The sequence below is a fragment of the Shinella fusca genome (genome assembly GCF_014203155.1).
Lineage (GTDB): Bacteria > Pseudomonadota > Alphaproteobacteria > Rhizobiales > Rhizobiaceae > Shinella > Shinella fusca.
On record NZ_JACHIK010000021.1, the window covers coordinates 31756 to 49802 of the forward strand.

The window sequence follows — 18047 nt, forward strand, 5'->3', positions numbered from 1 at the left end:
AGGAAACATGCATCCCTATCTCTTCGAACTGGCTTCCCTGATGGCGATCTTCGCCTTTGCCATCGTCTCGCCCGGCGCGGACCTTGCCATGGTGATGCGCCAGTCGCTGGTGCAGGGCCGGCGGGCGGCCATCATCACCTCCTTCGGCGTCGGCACCTCGCTGATGTTCCACGTCACCTACACGATCCTCGGCCTCGGCCTCATCATTTCCCAGTCGATCTACCTCTTCAACATCGTGAAATGGTGCGGCGTCGCCTACCTCGTCTATATCGGCATCAAGGCGCTGCGCGCCGGCAAGACCGACCTTTCCCTCGAAGCGGTGAAGGGCAATGAGGACGGCAAGGGCGAGCAGTCGGCCCTGCGGGCCTTCGGCCTCGGCTTCCTCGCCAATGCGCTGAACCCCAAGGCGGTCTTCTTCTTCCTGTCGATCTTCTCGACGGTCGTCAGCGCCGGGACGCCCATCGCCGTCAAGTTCGGCTACGGCCTCGTCATGGCCACCTGCCTCATCGCCTGGTTCGTCGGCGTCTCGCTGTTCATGACGACGCCGAAGATGCGGGCCGCCTTCTCGCGCATGAGCCAGTGGATCGACCGGACGAGCGGCCTCGTCTTCATCGCGCTCGGCATCAAGCTCGCCACGGAAAAGGCCCACTGAGCGATGCGCCTCGCCCTCGTCCTTGCCGGATTGCTTGCCGCCGGAGCCGCATCCGCGGCCGAGTGCCGGCAGGACCGCGCGGTCTATGTGGACCGCGACGGGGGCTATGAACTGACCTTCGAGCCCGTCGGCTCCGAGGCGGCGGCGGTGAGCCATCATTTCAAGATGAAGGTGCTTTCCGGCGGCACGGTGCTCGACGGCATCGTCATGCCGGGCGATCCGGCGCGCTCCAACGGCATGGTCATGCACGATTGCCCGGAGGGTGACGTCACCGGCGAGGACATCGCCGCCTGCACCGTCTGGGAGGGCGTCATCTACGCGCTCGGCGGGGCAGGCGATGCGGATCTCCTGCCCGAAGAGAGCGCCACGGCTGCCGAAACCCTGCTGCTTGCCGGCTTCGGCCCGTCGCTGCGCTATTCCGCGCTGTGGGATGCGGGCAAGGCGCGCGCGGTCCCCTCGGATGTCTTCAAACGGAAAGGATGTTCGGCATGAGCGAAGCACCCGTTCTTCTCGTGACCGGCGGCAGCCGCGGCATCGGCGCGAGCGTCTGCCGGCTGGCGGGCGCGGCCGGCTGGCAGGTCGCGGTGAACTATGCGTCCAACCTCGATGCCGCGGAGGCCGTCGTCGCCGATATCCGTGCGCTCGGCGGCTCGGCGGTCGCCGTTCAGGGCGATGTCGGCACCGAGCTTGGCCTCGCCTCGATCTTCTCGGCCGTCGACGGCACGTTCGGCCGGCTCGACGGCCTCGTCAACAATGCCGGCATCGTGGCAATGCCGCAGCGCGTCGACGAGATGTCCGCCGAACGGCTGGAGCGCATGTTCGCCGTCAATGTCATGGGCTCGATCCGCTGCGCGCAGGAGGCGGTGCGCCGCATGTCGACCCGTCACGGCGGACGGGGCGGCGCCATCGTCAATCTCTCCTCGATGGCCGCGCTCCTCGGTGCCGCCGGCCAGTATGTCGACTATGCCGCCAGCAAGGGGGCCATCGAGAGCTTCACGATCGGCCTTGCCCGCGAGGTCGCGGCGGAAGGCATCCGCGTGAACCTCGTGCGCCCCGGCATCATCGACACCGACATCCACGCTTCCGGCGGCCTGCCGGACCGGGCGCGCGAGATGACCGCGCTCATTCCGATGCAGCGGCCGGGCACGGCCGACGAAGTCGCCCAATCCATTCTCTATCTTCTCTCCGATGCGGCATCCTATGTGACGGGTGCCGCCCTCAACGTCAGCGGCGGCCGCTAGGCGCCCGCGCAGGAAGGACTTGTCATGGCATATGATCTCATCGTTATCGGTTCCGGCCCCGGCGGCTATGTCTGCGCCATCAAGGCGGCCCAGCTCGGCCTGAAGGTCGCGGTCGTCGAAAAGCGCGCCACCTACGGCGGCACCTGCCTCAATGTCGGCTGCATCCCCTCCAAGGCGCTGCTGCATGCCTCCGAGACCTACAGCCACGCCGCCCACGGCATGGAGGCGCTCGGCATCGAGGGCGTGAAGCCCACGCTGAACCTGCCGAAGATGATGGCGCACAAGGATGCGACGGTGAAGTCGAATGTCGACGGCGTCGCCTTCCTCTTCAAGAAGAACAAGATCGATGGCATCCAGGGCACCGGCAAGGTGCTCGGCGCCGGCAAGGTCTCCGTCACCAGCGACAAGGGTGAGGAACAGGTCCTCGAGACCAAGGCCATCGTCATCGCCACGGGCTCGGACGTCGCCGGCATTCCGGGCGTTCCGGTCGAGATCGACGAGAAGGTCATCGTCTCCTCGACGGGCGGCATCGCGCTCGACAAGGTGCCGGGCCATCTGGTCGTCGTCGGCGGCGGCGTCATCGGCCTGGAGCTCGGCTCGGTCTGGGCGCGCCTCGGCGCCAAGGTCACGGTCGTCGAATATCTCGACGCCATCCTCGGCGGCATGGACGGCGAGGTCTCCAAGCAGTTCCAGCGCATGCTCGCCAAGCAGGGCATGGACTTCAAGCTCGGCGCCAAGGTGACGGGCGTGGAAAAGTCCGGCTCGGGCGCCAAGGTAACCTTCGAGCCGGTCAAGGGCGGCGAGGCGACGACCATCGACGCCGACGTCGTGCTAATCGCGACGGGCCGCAAGCCCTATACCGAAGGCCTCGGCCTCAAGGAAGCGGGCGTCGCGCTCGACAATCGCGGCCGCGTCGAGATCGACAACCATTTCCAGACCAGCGTTCCCGGCATCTACGCCATCGGCGACGTGGTGCGCGGCCCCATGCTCGCCCACAAGGCCGAGGACGAGGGTGTCGCCGTCGCCGAGATCCTTGCCGGCCAGGCAGGCCATGTGAACTACGACGTCATTCCGGGTGTCGTCTATACCCAGCCGGAAGTCGCCTCCGTCGGCAAGACGGAAGAGGAGCTGAAGGCCGCGGGCATCGCCTACAAGGTCGGCAAGTTCCCCTTCACCGCCAACGGCCGGGCCCGCGCGATGCTGGCGACGGACGGCTTCGTCAAGGTGCTGGCCGACAAGGATACGGACCGCGTGCTCGGCGTCCACATCGTCGGCTTCGGCGCCGGCGAGATGATCCACGAGGCGGCCGTGCTGATGGAGTTCGGCGGTTCCTCCGAAGACCTCGGCCGCACCTGTCACGCCCACCCGACCATGTCGGAAGCCGTCAAGGAAGCAGCGCTGGCCACCTTCGCCAAGCCGATCCATATGTGACCGGCTGACGAAGCCGCAGGCATTGAACGGGCAGGGCCGCGGAGGATTTCCTTCGCGGCCCTTCCGCATTTCTGGCATTGATCAATCTGCACGGGGTCAATCCAGCGCCATGTTGTCGCGGCCCGGCTATTTGCAGCCGATGCGACAACCGGACATCTGTCGTCGCTCGTCGAACCGGAGCAGCATGGAGGCCTGCAAGGAGGTTTTCATGTCGCCGGTGTCGAGACCCGTTTTCCTGCCCCATCCGCTTCTTCCGGCCGCCGACTGGGCGGATCGCTTCACGCTGGGCCTGCCCGTCGACGGCCTGACGGCGCGGGATGCGGCGCGGCTGGCGCTGGAACATCCGCCGGGCTGGGTGCGCAGGCTGATGGCACTGCGCAATGCGCTGGTGGCGCCCCTCGGGCTGAAGGGCGCGGCGAAGGAGGTGAAGACGTCGGAGGCGGAGATCGGCGGCTTTCCGGTGGTCAGCGCCAGCGACGACCGGGTGGTGCTCGGCTTCGACGACCGGCATCTCGATTTCCGCATCGTCATCGACGTGATGGCCGACCGGCCCTCCGGCCAGACCCTCAGCGTGATGACGCTCGTCCACCGCAACAACCTTCTCGGCCGGCTCTATCTGGCGGCGGTCCTGCCGTTCCACAAGCTGATCGTGCGCCGGATGCTGTCGGGGATCGGGCGCCGGGTCGTCAGTTCACGGCGGTGACCGTGAAGCCTTCCTTGCGCAGCAGCTCCACCACGCCCTCCGGCCCCGGCAGGTGCAGCGCGCCGACGGCCATGAAGACGTTGCCGCCGTCGAGGATCGGCGCCGCGCGGGTCGCCATGACATGGTTGCGGTCGACGATGATGCGCTGCTCGAAATCGGCATAGGCCTTGGCGTCCTCGTCCGTCTCGGGGCTGACCGCGCGCGTCATCGGCATGATCATGCCCGTGTCGCCGGCAAGGTAGAGCTGGCTCATCGTCTCGATGACGTCCTCCAGCGTATCGCCGAGCTCCACCGTCTGCACGAGGCCGTGGATCTGCGGCTCCAGCGGCAGGGAATCGAGGGCGGAGATCTGTTCGAGGAGCGTTTCGAGGCCCTTCAGGCTCTTGCCTTCGGCGAGCGCGTCCTTCGCGAGGTGCTGGTCGAGGAAGGCGGCGCCGGCCGTCTTTCGGGTAATCTCGCAGGCCGGAAGCGCCACGAAGCTGGCGATCATCCACGGCTTCATGCGGGCGACGGCGGCAAGCGACAGGCCGCGACCCTTGAGCCCCTCGGTCAGTTTCTCCGTGTCTTCCTTGTCGAGGAAATCGGTGATGGACTTGCCGTCCGCGAACATGGTGAGGTCCGGGCGGGCCATGATCGCCGCGCCGGCCTTCTTCTCGTCGGCGATCTCGTCGGATTCGACGACGACGGTGGCGGCATCGGCATAGGCCTTGCGGGCGGCCTCGGGCATGGCGAGCACGCGCGGATCCGTCACATGCATGGTGCCGAGCAGGAAGGAAGCGGGCTTGCCGTCCTTCTCGATCTTCCAGAAGATGTTCCTGCCGTTCGGCACGGCGTCGGCCTCCGCGCGCAGCTTCGCGAAGGCGGCGGGGTCGTCCCTTTCCAGCTTCGTCAGCAGGTTGTCGCCGCCGCAGGCCGCCGGTTCCCCGGCATGGGCCGGCGAAAGGGCGGCGAGCACGAGGAGGAAGGAGACCGCGAGCGCGATGTGGAGCGCGGCGAGCAGCCGAAGGCCGGCATCGGCCAGCCGGTCGGCAAGCGCCAGCCGGCTCGTGTGAAGAAGGACTGTCATGGTCGAACTTTCTGCATTTTCGCCGGACCCTAGCCTTCCGATCCTCATAATCCCTTAACGCCTCACGGGCGCGCCCCTGACGTCTCAGGCGCGCGGATGGGCACGGTCGTAGATTTCCAGCAGCCGGGCGGAATCGACGCCGGTATAGACCTGCGTGGTGGAAAGGCTGGCATGGCCGAGCAGTTCCTGGATGGTGCGCAGGTCCCCGCCGCCGGCAAGCAGGTGCGTGGCGAAGGAGTGGCGCAGCGCATGGGGCGTGGCGCTGTCCGGCAGGCCGAGCGCGCCGCGCAGCTTCTGCATCTCGCGCTGGATGATGGCGGGTTGCAGCGGCCCGCCGCGCGCGCCGCGGAAGAGCGGCTTGTCGCCGGAAAGCGGGAAGGGGCAGATCTCGATATAATCCTCGACGCCGGCGCGGGCCGGGGCGATCAGCGGCACGATGCGGGTCTTGCCGCCCTTGCCGGCGATGCGCAGCGATGCCGGGCCGCCGGCAAAGTCGGCAGGCGTCAGCGACAGCGCCTCGGAGATGCGCAGGCCGCAGCCGTAGAGGAGGGCGAGGACTGCGGCATTGCGCACCCGGATCCAGGGTTCCTCGGCCAGTTGCTCGTGCGCGTCGACGACGGCGATGGCCTGCCGGTCGGAGAGCGGCTTCGGCAGCGATTTCGGCTGTTTCGGCGAGCGCACGGCCGAAGCGCCGGCCGCATTGGCAAGGCCCTTGCGTTCGAGATGGCGCAGGAACGAGCGCAGGCCCGCAAGGCCGCGACCGAGCGTGCGCGGGCCCGCCCCGTCACGGCGGCGGGCGGCGAGGAAGCCGCGCAGGTCCGATGGGCGCAGGTCCCCGATGTCCCTGAGGCGGGCGGGGGCGGCGAGGTGCTGCGTCAGGAAGGCGAGGAACTGGCGCGTGTCGCGCTCATAGGCCTCCAGCGTATTGCCGGAAAGACGCCGCTCATCGCAAAGCGCGTCCAGCCAGGCCTGCCGCTCGGCGAGAAGCGTCGGATCGGCGATGATGAGAAGCTCGGTCATGCAGAGAGGATCGGCGATTTGCGTTAACGTTGGCTTCACGGGCCGGCCGGGGCGCCTATATAGAGCGTCGTCGCCATCAATCATCCGGGTCTGCCCATGCTGCTGCGGTCCATGTCCGCCGAAAACTACCGTTCGCTGCGCGCCATCCGCATGGATCTCGGGCGGGTGAACCTCTTCGTCGGCGAGAACGGGGCGGGCAAGTCGAACCTCTACCGCTCGCTGCAACTGGTGCAGGCCGCCGTGCGCGGCACGTTCGCCCATGAGATCGCGGCGGAGGGTGGCATGGCCTCGGCGCTGTGGACCGGCAAGAGGCGGCCGAACGAGCCGGTGCGCATCCGGCTGGAAGCCGAGCTCATGGACGAGGAGCGGGCGATCACCTTCCGCTACCGGATCGAGGCGGGGCTGCGCCCGCCGGCCGCCGCAGGCTTTGCCTTCGAGCCACAGGTGAAGGCGGAGGAACTGACCATCGAGACGGGGCGCCGGCCTGTGACGGTGATGAAGCGGGCGGGACCCGGCATTTCGGTGCGTAACGAGAGCGGGCGCATGGCCGAGCATCCCGAACAGGCTCTGACCTCGGAGACGGCCATCGCGCTCATCGGCGATGCCGGGCATTATCCCGAAGTGGGCACCTTCCGCCGCGCGGTCTCGCAATGGCGCTTCTTCCATGGTTTCCGCTCCGACAGGGATTCGGCATTGCGCCAGCCGTGCCTTGCCGTCACCGCGCCGCTGCTCGACGAGGACGGGGCGAACATGGCGGCGGTCTTCGCGACGCTCGCCACCACCCGGCAGGACACGGTGGACCTCGACCGCGCCGTGGCCGAGGCGTTCGGCGGCGCGCGGCTGACCATCCCCGAGCCGGAGGAATTCGCCTCCTACGGGCTCGTCTTCCCGCAGTTTCCCAAGCGGGTCTTCCAGCCGCGCGAGCTTTCCGACGGGCAGATCCGGTTCCTGGCGCTCGCCGCCGCGCTCCTTTCCTACCGCACGCCGCCGCTGATCGCGCTCAACGAGCCGGAGGCGAGCCTCCATCCCGATATGCTGCCGCCGCTTGCCGGCATGATCGCGCGGGCCGCCGGGACGAGCCAGCTGTGGATCGTCACCCATTCGGAGCGGCTGGCGCGGGAGATCGAGGCGCGCTGCGGCGTCCGCGCAAAACGCGTCATCCGCAACGACGGCGCGACCTGGATCGAGGGGATGCGGCTGACCGGCGAAATGGAAGACGAGGACGAATGAACATGTTTGCGGTTTTCTTCGCGCATGGCCGGAGGCATCTTCGCGGGCGATGAGCAGCGATTCGACCGACCTTTTCGGGGAGAAGCTTTTCCCGCGCACCGTGCCCGTCCTGGTGCCGGTGCCGACGCCCGTTGCCTATTCCTATTCCGTGCCGGACGGTGTGGCGGTCGAGCCGGGCTCCATCGTCAAGGTGCCGCTCGGGCCGCGGCTGGTGGCGGGCGTCGTCTGGGACGGCGCGGACGACGGCAAGGTCGATCCGAAGAAGCTGCGTCCCATCGAGAAGGTCTTCGACTGCCCGCCGCTCTCGAAGGAGATGCGCGATTTCATCGACTGGGTCGCCGCCTATACGCTGACGCCGCCCGGCCTCGTCGCCCGCATGGCGCTGCGCGCGCCGGCCGCCTTCGATCCCGAGCCGATGATCGAGGGGCTGCGGTTCACCGGCCACAGGCCGGAGCGGCTGACGAGCGCGCGCGAGCGGGTGCTGGAGCTGGTCGAGGACGGCGTGCCGTGGACGCGGTCGGGCCTCGCGCATGCCTCGGGCAGCTCGGCGAGCGTGATCGACGGGCTGGTGAAGCAGGGTTCGTTCGAGACGGTCTTCCTGCCCCCGCCGCCGGTCGTCGCCGCGCCCGATCCCGACTATGTCGCGCCGCGGCTGGAAGGGCCGCAGACGGAGAGCGCGGCGGCTCTCGTCGAGAGCGTGCGGAAGGGCGAGTTCTCCGTATCGCTGATCGACGGCATCACCGGATCGGGCAAGACGGAGGTCTATTTCGAGGCCATTGCCGAGACGCTGCGGCGGGAAAAGCAGGTGCTCATCCTCCTGCCGGAAATCGCGCTGACGGCGAGCTTCCTCGAACGCTTCCAGGACCGTTTCGGCGCCAAGCCCGCCGAATGGCATTCCGACCTCGCCCCGCGCATCCGCGAAAAGGTCTGGCGGCAGGTGACGACGGGGGACGTGCGGGTCGTCGCCGGCGCGCGCTCGGCGCTGTTCCTGCCCTTCGAGAACCTCGGCCTCGTCATCGTCGACGAGGAACATGACCCGGCCTACAAGCAGGAGGATCGCGTCTTCTACAATGCGCGCGACATGGCGGTGGTCAGGGCCCGCATCGGAGATTTCCCGGCCGTGCTCGTCTCGGCGACGCCGTCGGTCGAAAGCCGGGTCAACAGCGATGTCGGGCGCTATCGCAAGCTGCACCTGCCGACGCGCTACGGCGATGCGGCCCTTCCCGATCTCCACCTCGTCGACATGCGCCGCCATCCGCCGGCGCGGGGCGGCTTCCTCTCGCCGATCCTCCTGCGCGGCATTCAGCGCACCATCGAGAAAGAGGAGCAGGCGCTGCTCTTCCTCAACCGGCGGGGCTATGCGCCGCTGACGCTCTGCCGGGTCTGCGGCCACCGTTTCCAGTGCCCGCAATGCTCGAGCTGGCTGGTGGAGCATCGCTTCCGCGGGCAGATCCAATGCCACCATTGCGGCTATGCCGAGCGCACGCCGGAAGCTTGCCCGGAATGCGGCACGTTCGATCACCTCGCGGCCTGCGGGCCGGGCGTCGAGCGTATCGCCGAGGAGGTGGAGCGGCATTTCCCGGAGGCGCGCACCATTGTGCTCTCCTCCGACCTCATGGGCGTCAAGCGCCTCCGGCTGGAGCTGGAGGCCATCGCGCGGGGCGAGGCGGATATCGTCATCGGCACGCAGCTCGTCGCCAAGGGGCACAACTTCCCCCTGATGTCGCTGGTCGGCGTGGTGGATGCGGACCTCGGCCTTTCCAACGGCGATCCGCGTGCGGCCGAGCGCACCTTCCAGCTTCTCTCGCAGGTGACGGGCCGCGCCGGGCGCTCGGGGCTCAAGAGCCACGGCCTCATCCAGACCTACCAGCCGGGCCATCCGGTCATGCAGGCCATCGTCTCGGGCGATGCTGAGGCCTTCTACGACCGGGAGATCGGCGAGCGGGAGAAGGCGCTGCTGCCGCCGTTCGGCCGGCTCGCCTCGGTCATCGTGTCGGCCGACAGCCGGGGCGAGGCGGAAGGACATGCACGCGGGCTCAGGCAGGCCGCACCCCAGGTCTCCGGCATCTCGATCCTCGGGCCGGCGGAGGCGCCGCTGGCGCTCGTGCGCGGGCGCCACCGCTTCCGCCTGCTCGTCCACGGGCGGCGGGGCAGCGACATGCAGGCCTTCTTGCGCGCCATGCTGGCGAACGGGCCGAAGGAGCGCGCCTCGCTGCAGGTGCAGCTTGACATCGACCCGCAGAGCTTCCTGTGACGCGCAGGGTTAACAAAGAGTTGTGCGAAGTCGGCCGGCACGCTTTAGCGTTCGGCATGGCTGTGCGATAGAACGGCAGGGGCGGACGGAAGAGGCGTCGAGATGGAATTCTACATTCCCACCGAAACGGGCGAGCTTGCCGCCTTCTGCGCGGCCATCGCCACCGGGCTTTTCGGCCTCTTCGCCCTCTTCGCGCCGGGCATGGCGCTGAAGCTGGCGGGCCTCCAGACGCGGGAGGGCAGCCGCGAGGGTTTCGCCTTCGTCCGCTCGGCCGGCGGCTTCTATGCGGGGCTTGCCATCGTCGCGCTGATGATGGCGCAGGACTGGATCTACATGGCCATCGGCGGCGGTTTCGCGCTCGCCGCCTTCGGGCGCATCCTCTCCCTGATGTCGGACCGTTCCTTCACCGTGAAGAACCTCCTGGTGCTCTTCGCACAGGTGCTCCTCGGCGGGCTTCCGCTCGCCTATGTCTTCGGCTTTTTCTGAGGATCGGGGCGTTTTCCGCCCGCCGGGAACAAAACAGAGTGCGCGCAGTCAACTTTTGCCGCGACTGTGGCCGACTTATGGCGCATTCCTGCGCCGCGCGTGTTGCGAGTCCGGGTTTCGTATGCTAGACGAACCGCGAAATTCAGGAAAAGCGGGCGAAAATCCTGTGGGAACTGAAGATTACCGCAACGATTTCAGAATGTTAGGACTGTAGCTCTGCTGCCGCCCGGCGCTCTGGATGAAAAGAAGAGAAACTTGTGCCCGTGGCAGACACATCCCAGCTCGTTTCCGGTGTTGCAGAAAGATACGCGTCCTCGCTTTTCGACCTCGCTCAGGAAGCCGGTTCGGCTGCCGGTGTCGGTGCCGATCTCGACCGTTTCCAGGCCCTGATCGATGAGAGCGCCGACCTGAAGCGGCTGATCGCCAGCCCCGTCTTCTCCGCCGAAGATCAGACCAAGGCCATTGCCGCCGTTGCGGCCAAGGCCGGCATCACGGGCCTCGTGGCAAACTTCCTCAAGGTCGTCGCGTCAAATCGTCGCCTCTTCGCCGTTCCCGGCATGATCAAGGCATACCGCACCATTGCGGCCCGTGCCCGCGGCGAGATCACGGCCGACGTCACCTCGGCCCATGCGCTGACCGCAGCGCAGGAAAAAGAATTGAAGGCGGCGCTGAAAGGCGTCACCGGCAAAGACGTGGCGATCGCCGTCACCGTCGACCCGTCCATTCTCGGTGGTCTGATCGTCAAGGTGGGATCGCGCCAGATCGACACGTCCCTTCGCACCAAACTCTCTACTCTTAAGCTTGCACTGAAAGAGGTCGGCTGATGGATATCCGCGCCGCGGAAATTTCCGCAATTCTCAAAGATCAGATCAAAAACTTCGGCAAAGAGGCGGAAGTCTCGGAAGTCGGCCAGGTGCTTTCCGTCGGTGACGGCATCGCCCGCGTTTACGGCCTCGACAACGTCCAGGCCGGCGAAATGGTGGAATTCCCCGGCGGCGTCCGCGGCATGGCGCTGAACCTGGAAAGCGACAATGTCGGCGTCGTTATCTTCGGTTCGGACCGTGACATCAAGGAAGGCGACACCGTCAAGCGGACGGGCGCCATCGTGGACGTCCCGGTCGGCCCGGAACTGCTCGGCCGCGTCGTCGACGCGCTCGGCAACCCGATCGACGGCAAGGGCCCGATCAATGCCAAGCAGCGCGCCCGCGTCGACGTCAAGGCGCCCGGCATCATCCCGCGCAAGTCGGTGCATGAGCCGATGTCGACCGGCCTCAAGGCCATCGACGCCCTCATCCCGGTCGGGCGCGGCCAGCGCGAGCTCGTCATCGGCGACCGCCAGACCGGCAAGACCGCCATCATCCTCGACACGATCTTGAACCAGAAGGCGATCCACGACAACGGCCCGGACGGCGACAAGCTGTACTGCGTCTACGTCGCCATCGGCCAGAAGCGTTCGACCGTCGCCCAGTTCGTGAAGGTCCTCGAAGAGCGCGGCGCTCTGCAGTACTCGATCATCGTTGCCGCAACGGCCTCCGACCCGGCGCCGATGCAGTACCTCGCTCCCTTCGCCGGCTGCGCGATGGGCGAATACTTCCGCGACAACGGCAAGCATGCTCTCATCGGCTACGACGACCTTTCCAAGCAGGCCGTCTCCTACCGCCAGATGTCGCTGCTGCTGCGCCGCCCGCCGGGCCGCGAAGCCTATCCGGGCGACGTCTTCTACCTGCATTCGCGTCTCCTCGAGCGCGCTGCAAAGCTCAACGACGAAATGGGCGCCGGCTCGCTGACGGCCCTGCCGGTCATCGAAACCCAGGGCAACGACGTTTCGGCGTTCATCCCGACCAACGTGATCTCGATCACCGACGGCCAGATCTTCCTTGAAACGGACCTGTTCTACCAGGGTATCCGCCCGGCCGTGAACGTCGGCCTGTCGGTTTCGCGCGTCGGCTCTTCCGCCCAGATCAAGGCGATGAAGCAGGTCGCCGGCTCGATCAAGGGCGAGCTTGCCCAGTACCGCGAAATGGCGGCCTTCGCCCAGTTCGGCTCGGACCTCGATGCCGCCACGCAGCGCCTGCTCAACCGCGGCGCACGCCTGACCGAACTCCTCAAGCAGCCGCAGTTCTCGCCGCTGAAGACGGAAGAGCAGGTCGTCGTGATCTTCGCCGGCGTCAACGGCTATCTCGACAAGCTGCCGGTCGGCGATGTCGGCAAGTTCGAGCAGGGCCTGCTCGGCTACATGCGCACCGAAGGCAAGGCGATCCTCGACACGATCCGCACCGAAAAGGCGATCAGCGACGACACCAAGGGCAAGATCAAGGCTGCCCTCGACACCTTCGCCAAGACCTTCGGCTGAGCCGACGGTTCAAGCCCTGCGCGCTAACGGCGCGCAGGCGCCCCGAACTTTGGATTTGACGCATGATCCCTCCGGATCGTGTTACAGGACGGAAAACGGATGCCTTCACTTAAGGATCTGAAAAACCGGATCGCCTCCGTCAAGGCGACGCAGAAGATCACCAAGGCGATGAAGATGGTCGCCGCGGCGAAGCTTCGGCGCGCCCAGGAAGCGGCCGAGGCCGCCCGGCCCTATTCGCAGCGCATGAGCGCCGTTCTCGCCAACATCGCCCAGGCCGTCGGCCAGGACGATTCGGCGCCGCGCCTGATGACCGGCACCGGCAAGGACCAGGTTCACCTGCTCGTCGTCTGCACGGCAGAACGCGGCCTTTGCGGCGGCTTCAACTCGCAGATCGCCCGTCTTGCGCGTGACCACACCCGCAAGCTGCTCGCCAGCGGCAAGACGGTCAAGATCATGTGCGTGGGCAAGAAGGGCTTCGATATCCTGCGGCGTGAATTCGCCTCGCTGATCATCGACCGCGTCGACCTGCGCGAAGTCAAGCGCATCGGCTTTTCGAACGCGGACCAGATCGGCCGCAAGGTCATCGGCCTCTTCGAGAAGGGCGAGTTCGACGTCTGCACGCTGTTCTATTCCGAGTTCAAGTCGGTCATCGCGCAGATCCCGACCGCGCTCCAGCTCGTTCCGGCATCCGCTCCCGCGGCCGTTGCCGACACGACCGGCGCCACGGCGATCTACGATTACGAGCCGGACGCCAGCGCGATCCTCGGCGACCTCATTCCGCGCAACATTTCGGTGCAGATCTTCCGGGCCCTGCTCGAGAACGTCGCCGGCGAAATGGGTGCCAAGATGAGCGCCATGGACAACGCGACCCGCAATGCCGGTGAGATGATCAACAAGCTGACGCTCAACTACAACCGTCAGCGCCAGGCTCAGATCACCAAGGAACTCATCGAAATCATCTCGGGCGCTGAAGCGCTCTAAGGACCAGGACAAAGAGGGTAAGAGACATGGCTAAGGCAGCTACCCCGAAGGAAACCGCCGCAGTGGAAAAGAAGCCGGCTGCGCGCAAGCCGGCAGCGAAGACCGCTGCTGCAACCAAGGCGGCGGCTTCGGTCGCAGCCGGCGCGACGGGTCGCGTTACCCAGGTTATCGGCGCCGTCGTCGACGTCGCGTTCGAAGGCAACCTGCCGCTCATCCTGAACGCGCTGGAAACCGACAACAACGGCAACCGCCTCGTTCTGGAAGTCGCCCAGCACCTCGGTGAGAACACCGTCCGCACGATCGCCATGGACTCGACCGAAGGTCTCGTCCGCGGCCAGCCGGTCGTCGACACCGGCGCCCCGATCTCCGTTCCGGTCGGCGACGAGACGCTCGGCCGCATCATGAACGTCATCGGCGAGCCCGTCGACGAAGCCGGCCCGCTGGTCACCAAGTCCAAGCGCGCCATCCATCAGGAAGCCCCGGCCTACGTCGAGCAGTCCACGGAAGCGCAGATCCTCGTCACCGGCATCAAGGTCGTCGACCTTCTCGCCCCTTACGCAAAGGGCGGCAAGATCGGCCTCTTCGGCGGCGCAGGCGTCGGCAAGACCGTTCTCATCATGGAACTGATCAACAACGTCGCCAAGGCGCACGGTGGTTACTCGGTGTTCGCAGGCGTCGGTGAACGCACCCGCGAAGGCAACGACCTTTACCACGAAATGATCGAATCGGGCGTGAACAAGCTCGGCGGCGGCGAAGGCTCCAAGGCCGCCCTCGTTTACGGCCAGATGAACGAACCGCCGGGCGCCCGCGCCCGCGTCGCCCTGACGGGCCTGACCGTCGCCGAAGACTTCCGCGACAAGGGCCAGGACGTTCTGTTCTTCGTCGATAACATCTTCCGCTTCACGCAGGCCGGCTCCGAAGTGTCCGCACTTCTCGGCCGTATCCCGTCGGCCGTGGGCTACCAGCCGACGCTCGCCACCGACATGGGCCAGATGCAGGAACGCATCACGACGACGACCAAGGGCTCGATCACCTCGGTCCAGGCCATCTACGTTCCCGCCGACGACTTGACCGACCCCGCGCCGGCAACGTCGTTCGCGCACCTCGACGCCACGACCGTTCTGTCGCGCTCGATCGCCGAAAAGGGCATCTACCCGGCCGTGGACCCGCTCGACTCGACCTCGCGCATGCTCGACCCGATGGTTGTCGGCGAAGAGCACTACGAAGTCGCCCGTAAGGTCCAGACGACCCTGCAGCGCTACAAGGCTCTCCAGGACATCATCGCGATCCTCGGCATGGACGAACTGTCGGAAGACGACAAGCTGGCCGTTGCCCGCGCCCGCAAGATCGAGCGCTTCCTGTCCCAGCCGTTCTTCGTGGCCGAAGTCTTCACCGGTTCGCCGGGCAAGCTCGTCGCCCTCGAAGACACGATCAAGGGCTTCAAGGGCCTCGTCAACGGCGAGTACGACCACCTTCCGGAAGCGGCCTTCTACATGGTCGGCTCCATGGAAGAAGCCGTCGAGAAGGCCAAGAAGCTGGCTGCCGAAGCCGCTTGATGAATCCGGGCGCCCGATGAGGGCGCCCGTTCCTGCCGGACGACATCAGAAGAAGTGAATGGTCATGGCCGACAATTTCAACTTTGAACTCGTTTCCCCCGAGCGCCTGCTGGTTTCCGGCAGCGTCAGCGAAGTCGTCATTCCGGCGACCGAGGGCGAAATGACCGTCATGGCCAACCATGCGCCGACCATGACGACGATCAAGCCGGGCATCGTCACCGTGAAGTTCGCGGACGGCAGGAAGGACCGCTATGTGGTCTTCGGCGGTTTTGCCGACATCGTCCCGACCGGCTGCACGCTGCTCGCCGAATCGGCCGTCCATGTCGACGAATTCAACCGTGACGACATTGCCCGCCGTGTCGAAGCCGCCCGCGCCGACCTGTCGACGGCAACGTCCGACGAGCAGAAGTTCGGCATCGAGACCTATCTTTCGCAGCTCACCACGCTGCAGGGCGCGATCCTGCCGGCCTGACCGGCAAGCGATAGCCCCACATCGAACCCGCCTTCCGGCGGGTTTTTTGTTGCCCTGCGCATCGTGCGGAAGGCTTCCTTTACCTTCCCGGCAGGAACCCGCCCGGCAAGACACGGCTGGATTGCGGGATTTGCCGTTTCTTTACGGCGCGGATAGAAGGTAGTCCCATCCGCCCCATATCGGGCACGCCGGCCTATCAGCATCAGGACCAGGAATTGATGAGCAGCAAGATCGTACCCGTAATCATGGCCGGCGGTAAGGGCACTCGCCTCTGGCCGCTGTCGCGCGCCGCCGCGCCCAAGCAGTTCCTGGAATTCCTCGGCGAGACGACGCTGTTCCAGAAGACGCTGGAGCGGGTTTCGGATGCCGGCCTCTACGAGCCGCCGATCGTGGTCACCAACAGCGATTTCCGCTTCCTCGTCGCCGAGCAGGCGCGCGCCGCCGGCGTGGCGCTCGGCTCGATCCTGCTCGAGCCCGTCGCCCGCAACACCGCGCCGGCGCTCGCCGCCGCGGCCATCGTCGTCGAGCGCCTGCACAGCGAAGGCGCCCTCATGCAGGTGCTTGCCTCCGACCACGAGATCGAGGCCGACGCCACCTATTTCGATTGCATCGCCAAGGCCGCCGCCGCCGCCCGAGCCGGCCGTCTCGTCACCTTCGGCATCACGCCGAAGGAGCCGGCGACCGGCTACGGCTATATCGAGACCGGAGAGGACCTCGGCAACGGCGCCCATGCAGTCCGCCGCTTCGTGGAGAAGCCGGATCGGGACCGGGCGGCCGAGATGCTGGCCAAGGGCGGCTATCTCTGGAACTCCGGCATGTTCATGCTGCCGGTCTCGCTCTTCCTGCGCGAACTCCAGCAATATGCCCCCGAGGTGCTGGAAGCGGCCGGCGAAGCGGTCGCCAAGGCGAGGCACGACCTCGACTTCGAGCGGCTCGACGACGAGGCCTTCGCCCGCGCGCCGGATATTTCCGTCGACTACGCCATCTTCGAGAAGACGCCGATCGCCGCTGTCGTGCCCTCACCGATCACCTGGTCGGATCTCGGTAGCTGGGATTCCGTCTGGAAGACCGGCCGGCAGGACGAGGCCGGCAACGTGGCGGACGGCAGCACGACCGTGCTCGACACCCGCAATTCGCTCGTCATCTCGCGTGACATCCATGTTGCCGTGCAGGGTCTCGACAATGTCGCGGTCGTCGCCAGCGAGGACGCCGTCTATGTCGGCCGGCTGGAGGACAGCCAGAGCGTCGGCAAGCTGGTCAAGCACCTTGCGGCCCTGCCGAAGACCGCGAAGCTGACGGAAACGCACCCGACCGCCTACCGCCCCTGGGGCGGCTATACCTCCGTGCTGAACGGCGAGCGCTTCCAGGTCAAGCGCCTGTTCGTCACGCCCGGCAAGCGGCTCTCGCTGCAGAAGCATCATCATCGCTCGGAGCACTGGATCGTCGTGCGCGGCACGGCGGAGGTGACGATCGGCGACAGGACGATCCCGCTGCGCGAGAACGAGTCCGTCTATATCCCGCAGGGCGAGGTGCATCGCCTTGCCAATCCGGGCAAGATCCTGCTCGAACTGATCGAGGTGCAGACCGGCTCCTATCTCGGCGAGGACGACATCATCCGCATCGAGGACGAGTTCGGTCGGGGCTGAACGTCACGGCGGCGCCAGCAGGCTTTCGTGCAGCTTCAGCGCCTCGGGCGAGGGCGTGCGGAATTTCGGCAGGCCGAGATGGTAGCCGTAGCCCGTGACGAGGCTTGCCGTTCCCAGTTGCACCAGCCTTCCCTCCGCAAGCTGGGCCGCGACGAGGCCGAGGCTGCCGAGCGCCACGCCGTCGCCGCTGAGGGCGGCGTCGAGCGCCAGCGCATAGGTGGAGAAGGTGAGGTGCGGCCGGGGAAGGGGCGTCCGCCGGAAAACCTCCGGTGCCACGCGCTCCAGCCAGGGCCGGAAGGAAATCCAGTTGGCGTTGAAGCGCTCGTAGTCGATGAGGTCGAGGCGGGCGAGATCGGCCGGCGTGACCGCGGCCGGGTCGAGCCCCTTGCGGGCGATATAGGCGGGCGCGGCGACCGGCGCCAGCTCCTCCGCCAGCAGCGGGGTCAGCGCCCAGCGCGGATGCTCTCCCGTCGAATAGAGGATGACGAGGTCGTTGTTCTCCGAGGCGAGGTCCGCCGGACTATCCGATGTGCTGAGCCGGATTACGATATCGGGATTGTTGCGGGCGAAGGTGCGAAGCCGGGGGCCGAGCCACAGATGCGAGATGGAGCCGCTGGCGGCGAGCGCTATGCTCTCGCCCGCGCCGCTGCGGAAGGGCTCCAGGCTCTCCTCCAGGTAATCCAGCGAGGCGCGCACGCGCTGGAACAGCTTTTCGCCGCGCGCCGTGAGTGCCAGGTTCTTGCCGCTGCGGATGAAGAGCGGCGCGCCGAGATGATCTTCCAGCCCCTTGATGCGCCGGCTGACGGCGGCCTGCGTGATGTTCAGTTCGCGCCCCGCCCGGGAAAAGTTCATGTGCCGGCAGGCGGCGTCGAAGACGCGGAAGGCTTCCAGCGGGATACGGGCGAGCATCGTGGCTTTCATGATTTCAGGTTATCAAAAAGCCCGAAAAATCCAAG

Annotated in this window: 17 protein-coding genes; 14 read left to right on the forward strand and 3 right to left on the reverse strand. The window is 66.7% G+C overall.

Features of this window, described 5'->3' with window-relative positions; genetic code table 11:
- The first annotated feature begins 7 nt into the window (after window positions 1-7).
- From HNQ66_RS20945 to HNQ66_RS20965, 5 genes are all read left to right on the forward strand, one after another.
- On the forward strand, window positions 8-652 hold the full coding sequence (locus tag HNQ66_RS20945; protein ID WP_184146407.1) for a LysE family translocator: 645 nt from the start codon (window positions 8-10) through the stop codon (window positions 650-652).
- A gap of 3 nt (window positions 653-655) precedes the next feature.
- Window positions 656-1144, forward strand: coding sequence for a hypothetical protein (locus HNQ66_RS20950; protein WP_184146409.1), 489 nt, complete (start codon window positions 656-658; stop codon window positions 1142-1144).
- Entirely contained in the window at window positions 1141-1893 is a 753-nt protein-coding gene (locus HNQ66_RS20955) for an SDR family oxidoreductase (protein ID WP_184146411.1), read from the forward strand. The genes HNQ66_RS20950 and HNQ66_RS20955 overlap by 4 nt, the downstream gene beginning before the upstream one ends.
- Before the next feature lie 24 nt (window positions 1894-1917).
- The gene (gene lpdA / locus HNQ66_RS20960; protein WP_184146413.1) at window positions 1918-3324 is read left to right on the forward strand and encodes a dihydrolipoyl dehydrogenase; all 1407 of its coding nucleotides are present in this window, start codon (window positions 1918-1920) and stop codon (window positions 3322-3324) included.
- 208 nt (window positions 3325-3532) lie between these two features.
- Window positions 3533-4027 carry a DUF2867 domain-containing protein gene (locus tag HNQ66_RS20965; RefSeq protein ID WP_184146415.1) on the forward strand — a complete coding sequence of 165 codons (495 nt, stop codon included), beginning with the start codon at window positions 3533-3535 and terminating at the stop codon, window positions 4025-4027.
- Here HNQ66_RS20965 and HNQ66_RS20970 read toward each other — a convergent pair.
- Both HNQ66_RS20970 and HNQ66_RS20975 read right to left on the reverse strand, forming a co-directional pair.
- Window positions 4011-5093, reverse strand: coding sequence for a TraB/GumN family protein (locus tag HNQ66_RS20970; protein ID WP_184146416.1), 1083 nt, complete (start codon window positions 5091-5093; stop codon window positions 4011-4013). The two genes, HNQ66_RS20965 and HNQ66_RS20970, sit on opposite strands and share 17 nt — an antisense overlap.
- Before the next feature lie 84 nt (window positions 5094-5177).
- Entirely contained in the window at window positions 5178-6113 is a 936-nt protein-coding gene (locus HNQ66_RS20975; RefSeq protein ID WP_184146419.1) for a tyrosine recombinase XerC, read from the reverse strand.
- Window positions 6114-6209: 96 nt separating this feature from the next.
- On the opposite strand from HNQ66_RS20975, the gene HNQ66_RS20980 reads away from it, so the two are divergent.
- The 9 genes from HNQ66_RS20980 (at window position 6210) to HNQ66_RS21020 (ending at window position 17091) form a co-directional block, all read left to right on the forward strand.
- Entirely contained in the window at window positions 6210-7343 is a 1134-nt protein-coding gene (locus tag HNQ66_RS20980; RefSeq protein WP_184146421.1) for an AAA family ATPase, read from the forward strand.
- Between the two features lie 49 nt (window positions 7344-7392).
- A complete protein-coding gene (locus HNQ66_RS20985; RefSeq protein ID WP_184146423.1) occupies window positions 7393-9597 on the forward strand; it encodes a primosomal protein N' in 2205 nt (734 codons plus the stop codon).
- Window positions 9598-9699: 102 nt separating this feature from the next.
- On the forward strand, window positions 9700-10083 hold the full coding sequence (locus HNQ66_RS20990) for an AGROH133_08824 family phage infection protein (RefSeq protein ID WP_184146425.1): 384 nt from the start codon (window positions 9700-9702) through the stop codon (window positions 10081-10083).
- A 257-nt stretch (window positions 10084-10340) separates the two neighbouring features.
- Window positions 10341-10907, forward strand: a complete 567-nt coding sequence (locus HNQ66_RS20995; protein WP_184146427.1) for a F0F1 ATP synthase subunit delta — start codon at window positions 10341-10343, stop codon at window positions 10905-10907.
- Window positions 10907-12436 (forward strand): F0F1 ATP synthase subunit alpha, encoded by a 1530-nt coding sequence (atpA, locus tag HNQ66_RS21000; protein ID WP_184146429.1) that lies wholly within the window; start codon window positions 10907-10909, stop codon window positions 12434-12436. The genes HNQ66_RS20995 and atpA overlap by 1 nt, the downstream gene beginning before the upstream one ends.
- A 99-nt stretch (window positions 12437-12535) precedes the next feature.
- Window positions 12536-13417 (forward strand): F0F1 ATP synthase subunit gamma, encoded by an 882-nt coding sequence (locus HNQ66_RS21005; protein WP_184146431.1) that lies wholly within the window; start codon window positions 12536-12538, stop codon window positions 13415-13417.
- Between the two features lie 26 nt (window positions 13418-13443).
- Window positions 13444-14973: a F0F1 ATP synthase subunit beta gene (atpD, locus tag HNQ66_RS21010; protein WP_184146433.1), complete on the forward strand. Its 1530-nt coding sequence runs from the start codon at window positions 13444-13446 to the stop codon at window positions 14971-14973.
- A gap of 64 nt (window positions 14974-15037) precedes the next feature.
- Complete coding sequence (locus HNQ66_RS21015) at window positions 15038-15445, forward strand: F0F1 ATP synthase subunit epsilon (protein ID WP_184146475.1); 408 nt, start codon at window positions 15038-15040, stop codon at window positions 15443-15445.
- A gap of 218 nt (window positions 15446-15663) precedes the next feature.
- Window positions 15664-17091 (forward strand): mannose-1-phosphate guanylyltransferase/mannose-6-phosphate isomerase, encoded by a 1428-nt coding sequence (locus HNQ66_RS21020; protein ID WP_184146435.1) that lies wholly within the window; start codon window positions 15664-15666, stop codon window positions 17089-17091.
- A 3-nt stretch (window positions 17092-17094) separates the two neighbouring features.
- On the opposite strand, the gene HNQ66_RS21025 is transcribed toward HNQ66_RS21020, so the two are convergent.
- Window positions 17095-18000 carry a LysR substrate-binding domain-containing protein gene (locus tag HNQ66_RS21025; RefSeq protein WP_184146437.1) on the reverse strand — a complete coding sequence of 302 codons (906 nt, stop codon included), beginning with the start codon at window positions 17998-18000 and terminating at the stop codon, window positions 17095-17097.
- Between the last annotated feature and the right edge of the window lie 47 nt (window positions 18001-18047).

What these genes read in the sequence shown, in the direction of transcription:
- HNQ66_RS20945 (WP_184146407.1), top strand. Translation starts at nt 8, where the DNA reads ATGCATCCCTATCTCTTCGAACTGGCTTCCCTGATGGCGATCTTCGCC.
- HNQ66_RS20950 (WP_184146409.1), top strand. Translation starts at nt 656, where the DNA reads ATGCGCCTCGCCCTCGTCCTTGCCGGATTGCTTGCCGCCGGAGCCGCA.
- HNQ66_RS20955 (WP_184146411.1), top strand. Translation starts at nt 1,141, where the DNA reads ATGAGCGAAGCACCCGTTCTTCTCGTGACCGGCGGCAGCCGCGGCATC.
- lpdA (WP_184146413.1), top strand. Translation starts at nt 1,918, where the DNA reads ATGGCATATGATCTCATCGTTATCGGTTCCGGCCCCGGCGGCTATGTC.
- HNQ66_RS20965 (WP_184146415.1), top strand. Translation starts at nt 3,533, where the DNA reads ATGTCGCCGGTGTCGAGACCCGTTTTCCTGCCCCATCCGCTTCTTCCG.
- HNQ66_RS20970 (WP_184146416.1), bottom strand. Translation starts at nt 5,093, where the DNA reads ATGACAGTCCTTCTTCACACGAGCCGGCTGGCGCTTGCCGACCGGCTG.
- HNQ66_RS20975 (WP_184146419.1), bottom strand. Translation starts at nt 6,113, where the DNA reads ATGACCGAGCTTCTCATCATCGCCGATCCGACGCTTCTCGCCGAGCGG.
- HNQ66_RS20980 (WP_184146421.1), top strand. Translation starts at nt 6,210, where the DNA reads ATGCTGCTGCGGTCCATGTCCGCCGAAAACTACCGTTCGCTGCGCGCC.
- HNQ66_RS20985 (WP_184146423.1), top strand. Translation starts at nt 7,393, where the DNA reads ATGAGCAGCGATTCGACCGACCTTTTCGGGGAGAAGCTTTTCCCGCGC.
- HNQ66_RS20990 (WP_184146425.1), top strand. Translation starts at nt 9,700, where the DNA reads ATGGAATTCTACATTCCCACCGAAACGGGCGAGCTTGCCGCCTTCTGC.
- atpA (WP_184146429.1), top strand. Translation starts at nt 10,907, where the DNA reads ATGGATATCCGCGCCGCGGAAATTTCCGCAATTCTCAAAGATCAGATC.
- HNQ66_RS21005 (WP_184146431.1), top strand. Translation starts at nt 12,536, where the DNA reads ATGCCTTCACTTAAGGATCTGAAAAACCGGATCGCCTCCGTCAAGGCG.
- atpD (WP_184146433.1), top strand. Translation starts at nt 13,444, where the DNA reads ATGGCTAAGGCAGCTACCCCGAAGGAAACCGCCGCAGTGGAAAAGAAG.
- HNQ66_RS21015 (WP_184146475.1), top strand. Translation starts at nt 15,038, where the DNA reads ATGGCCGACAATTTCAACTTTGAACTCGTTTCCCCCGAGCGCCTGCTG.
- HNQ66_RS21020 (WP_184146435.1), top strand. Translation starts at nt 15,664, where the DNA reads ATGAGCAGCAAGATCGTACCCGTAATCATGGCCGGCGGTAAGGGCACT.
- HNQ66_RS21025 (WP_184146437.1), bottom strand. Translation starts at nt 18,000, where the DNA reads ATGCTCGCCCGTATCCCGCTGGAAGCCTTCCGCGTCTTCGACGCCGCC.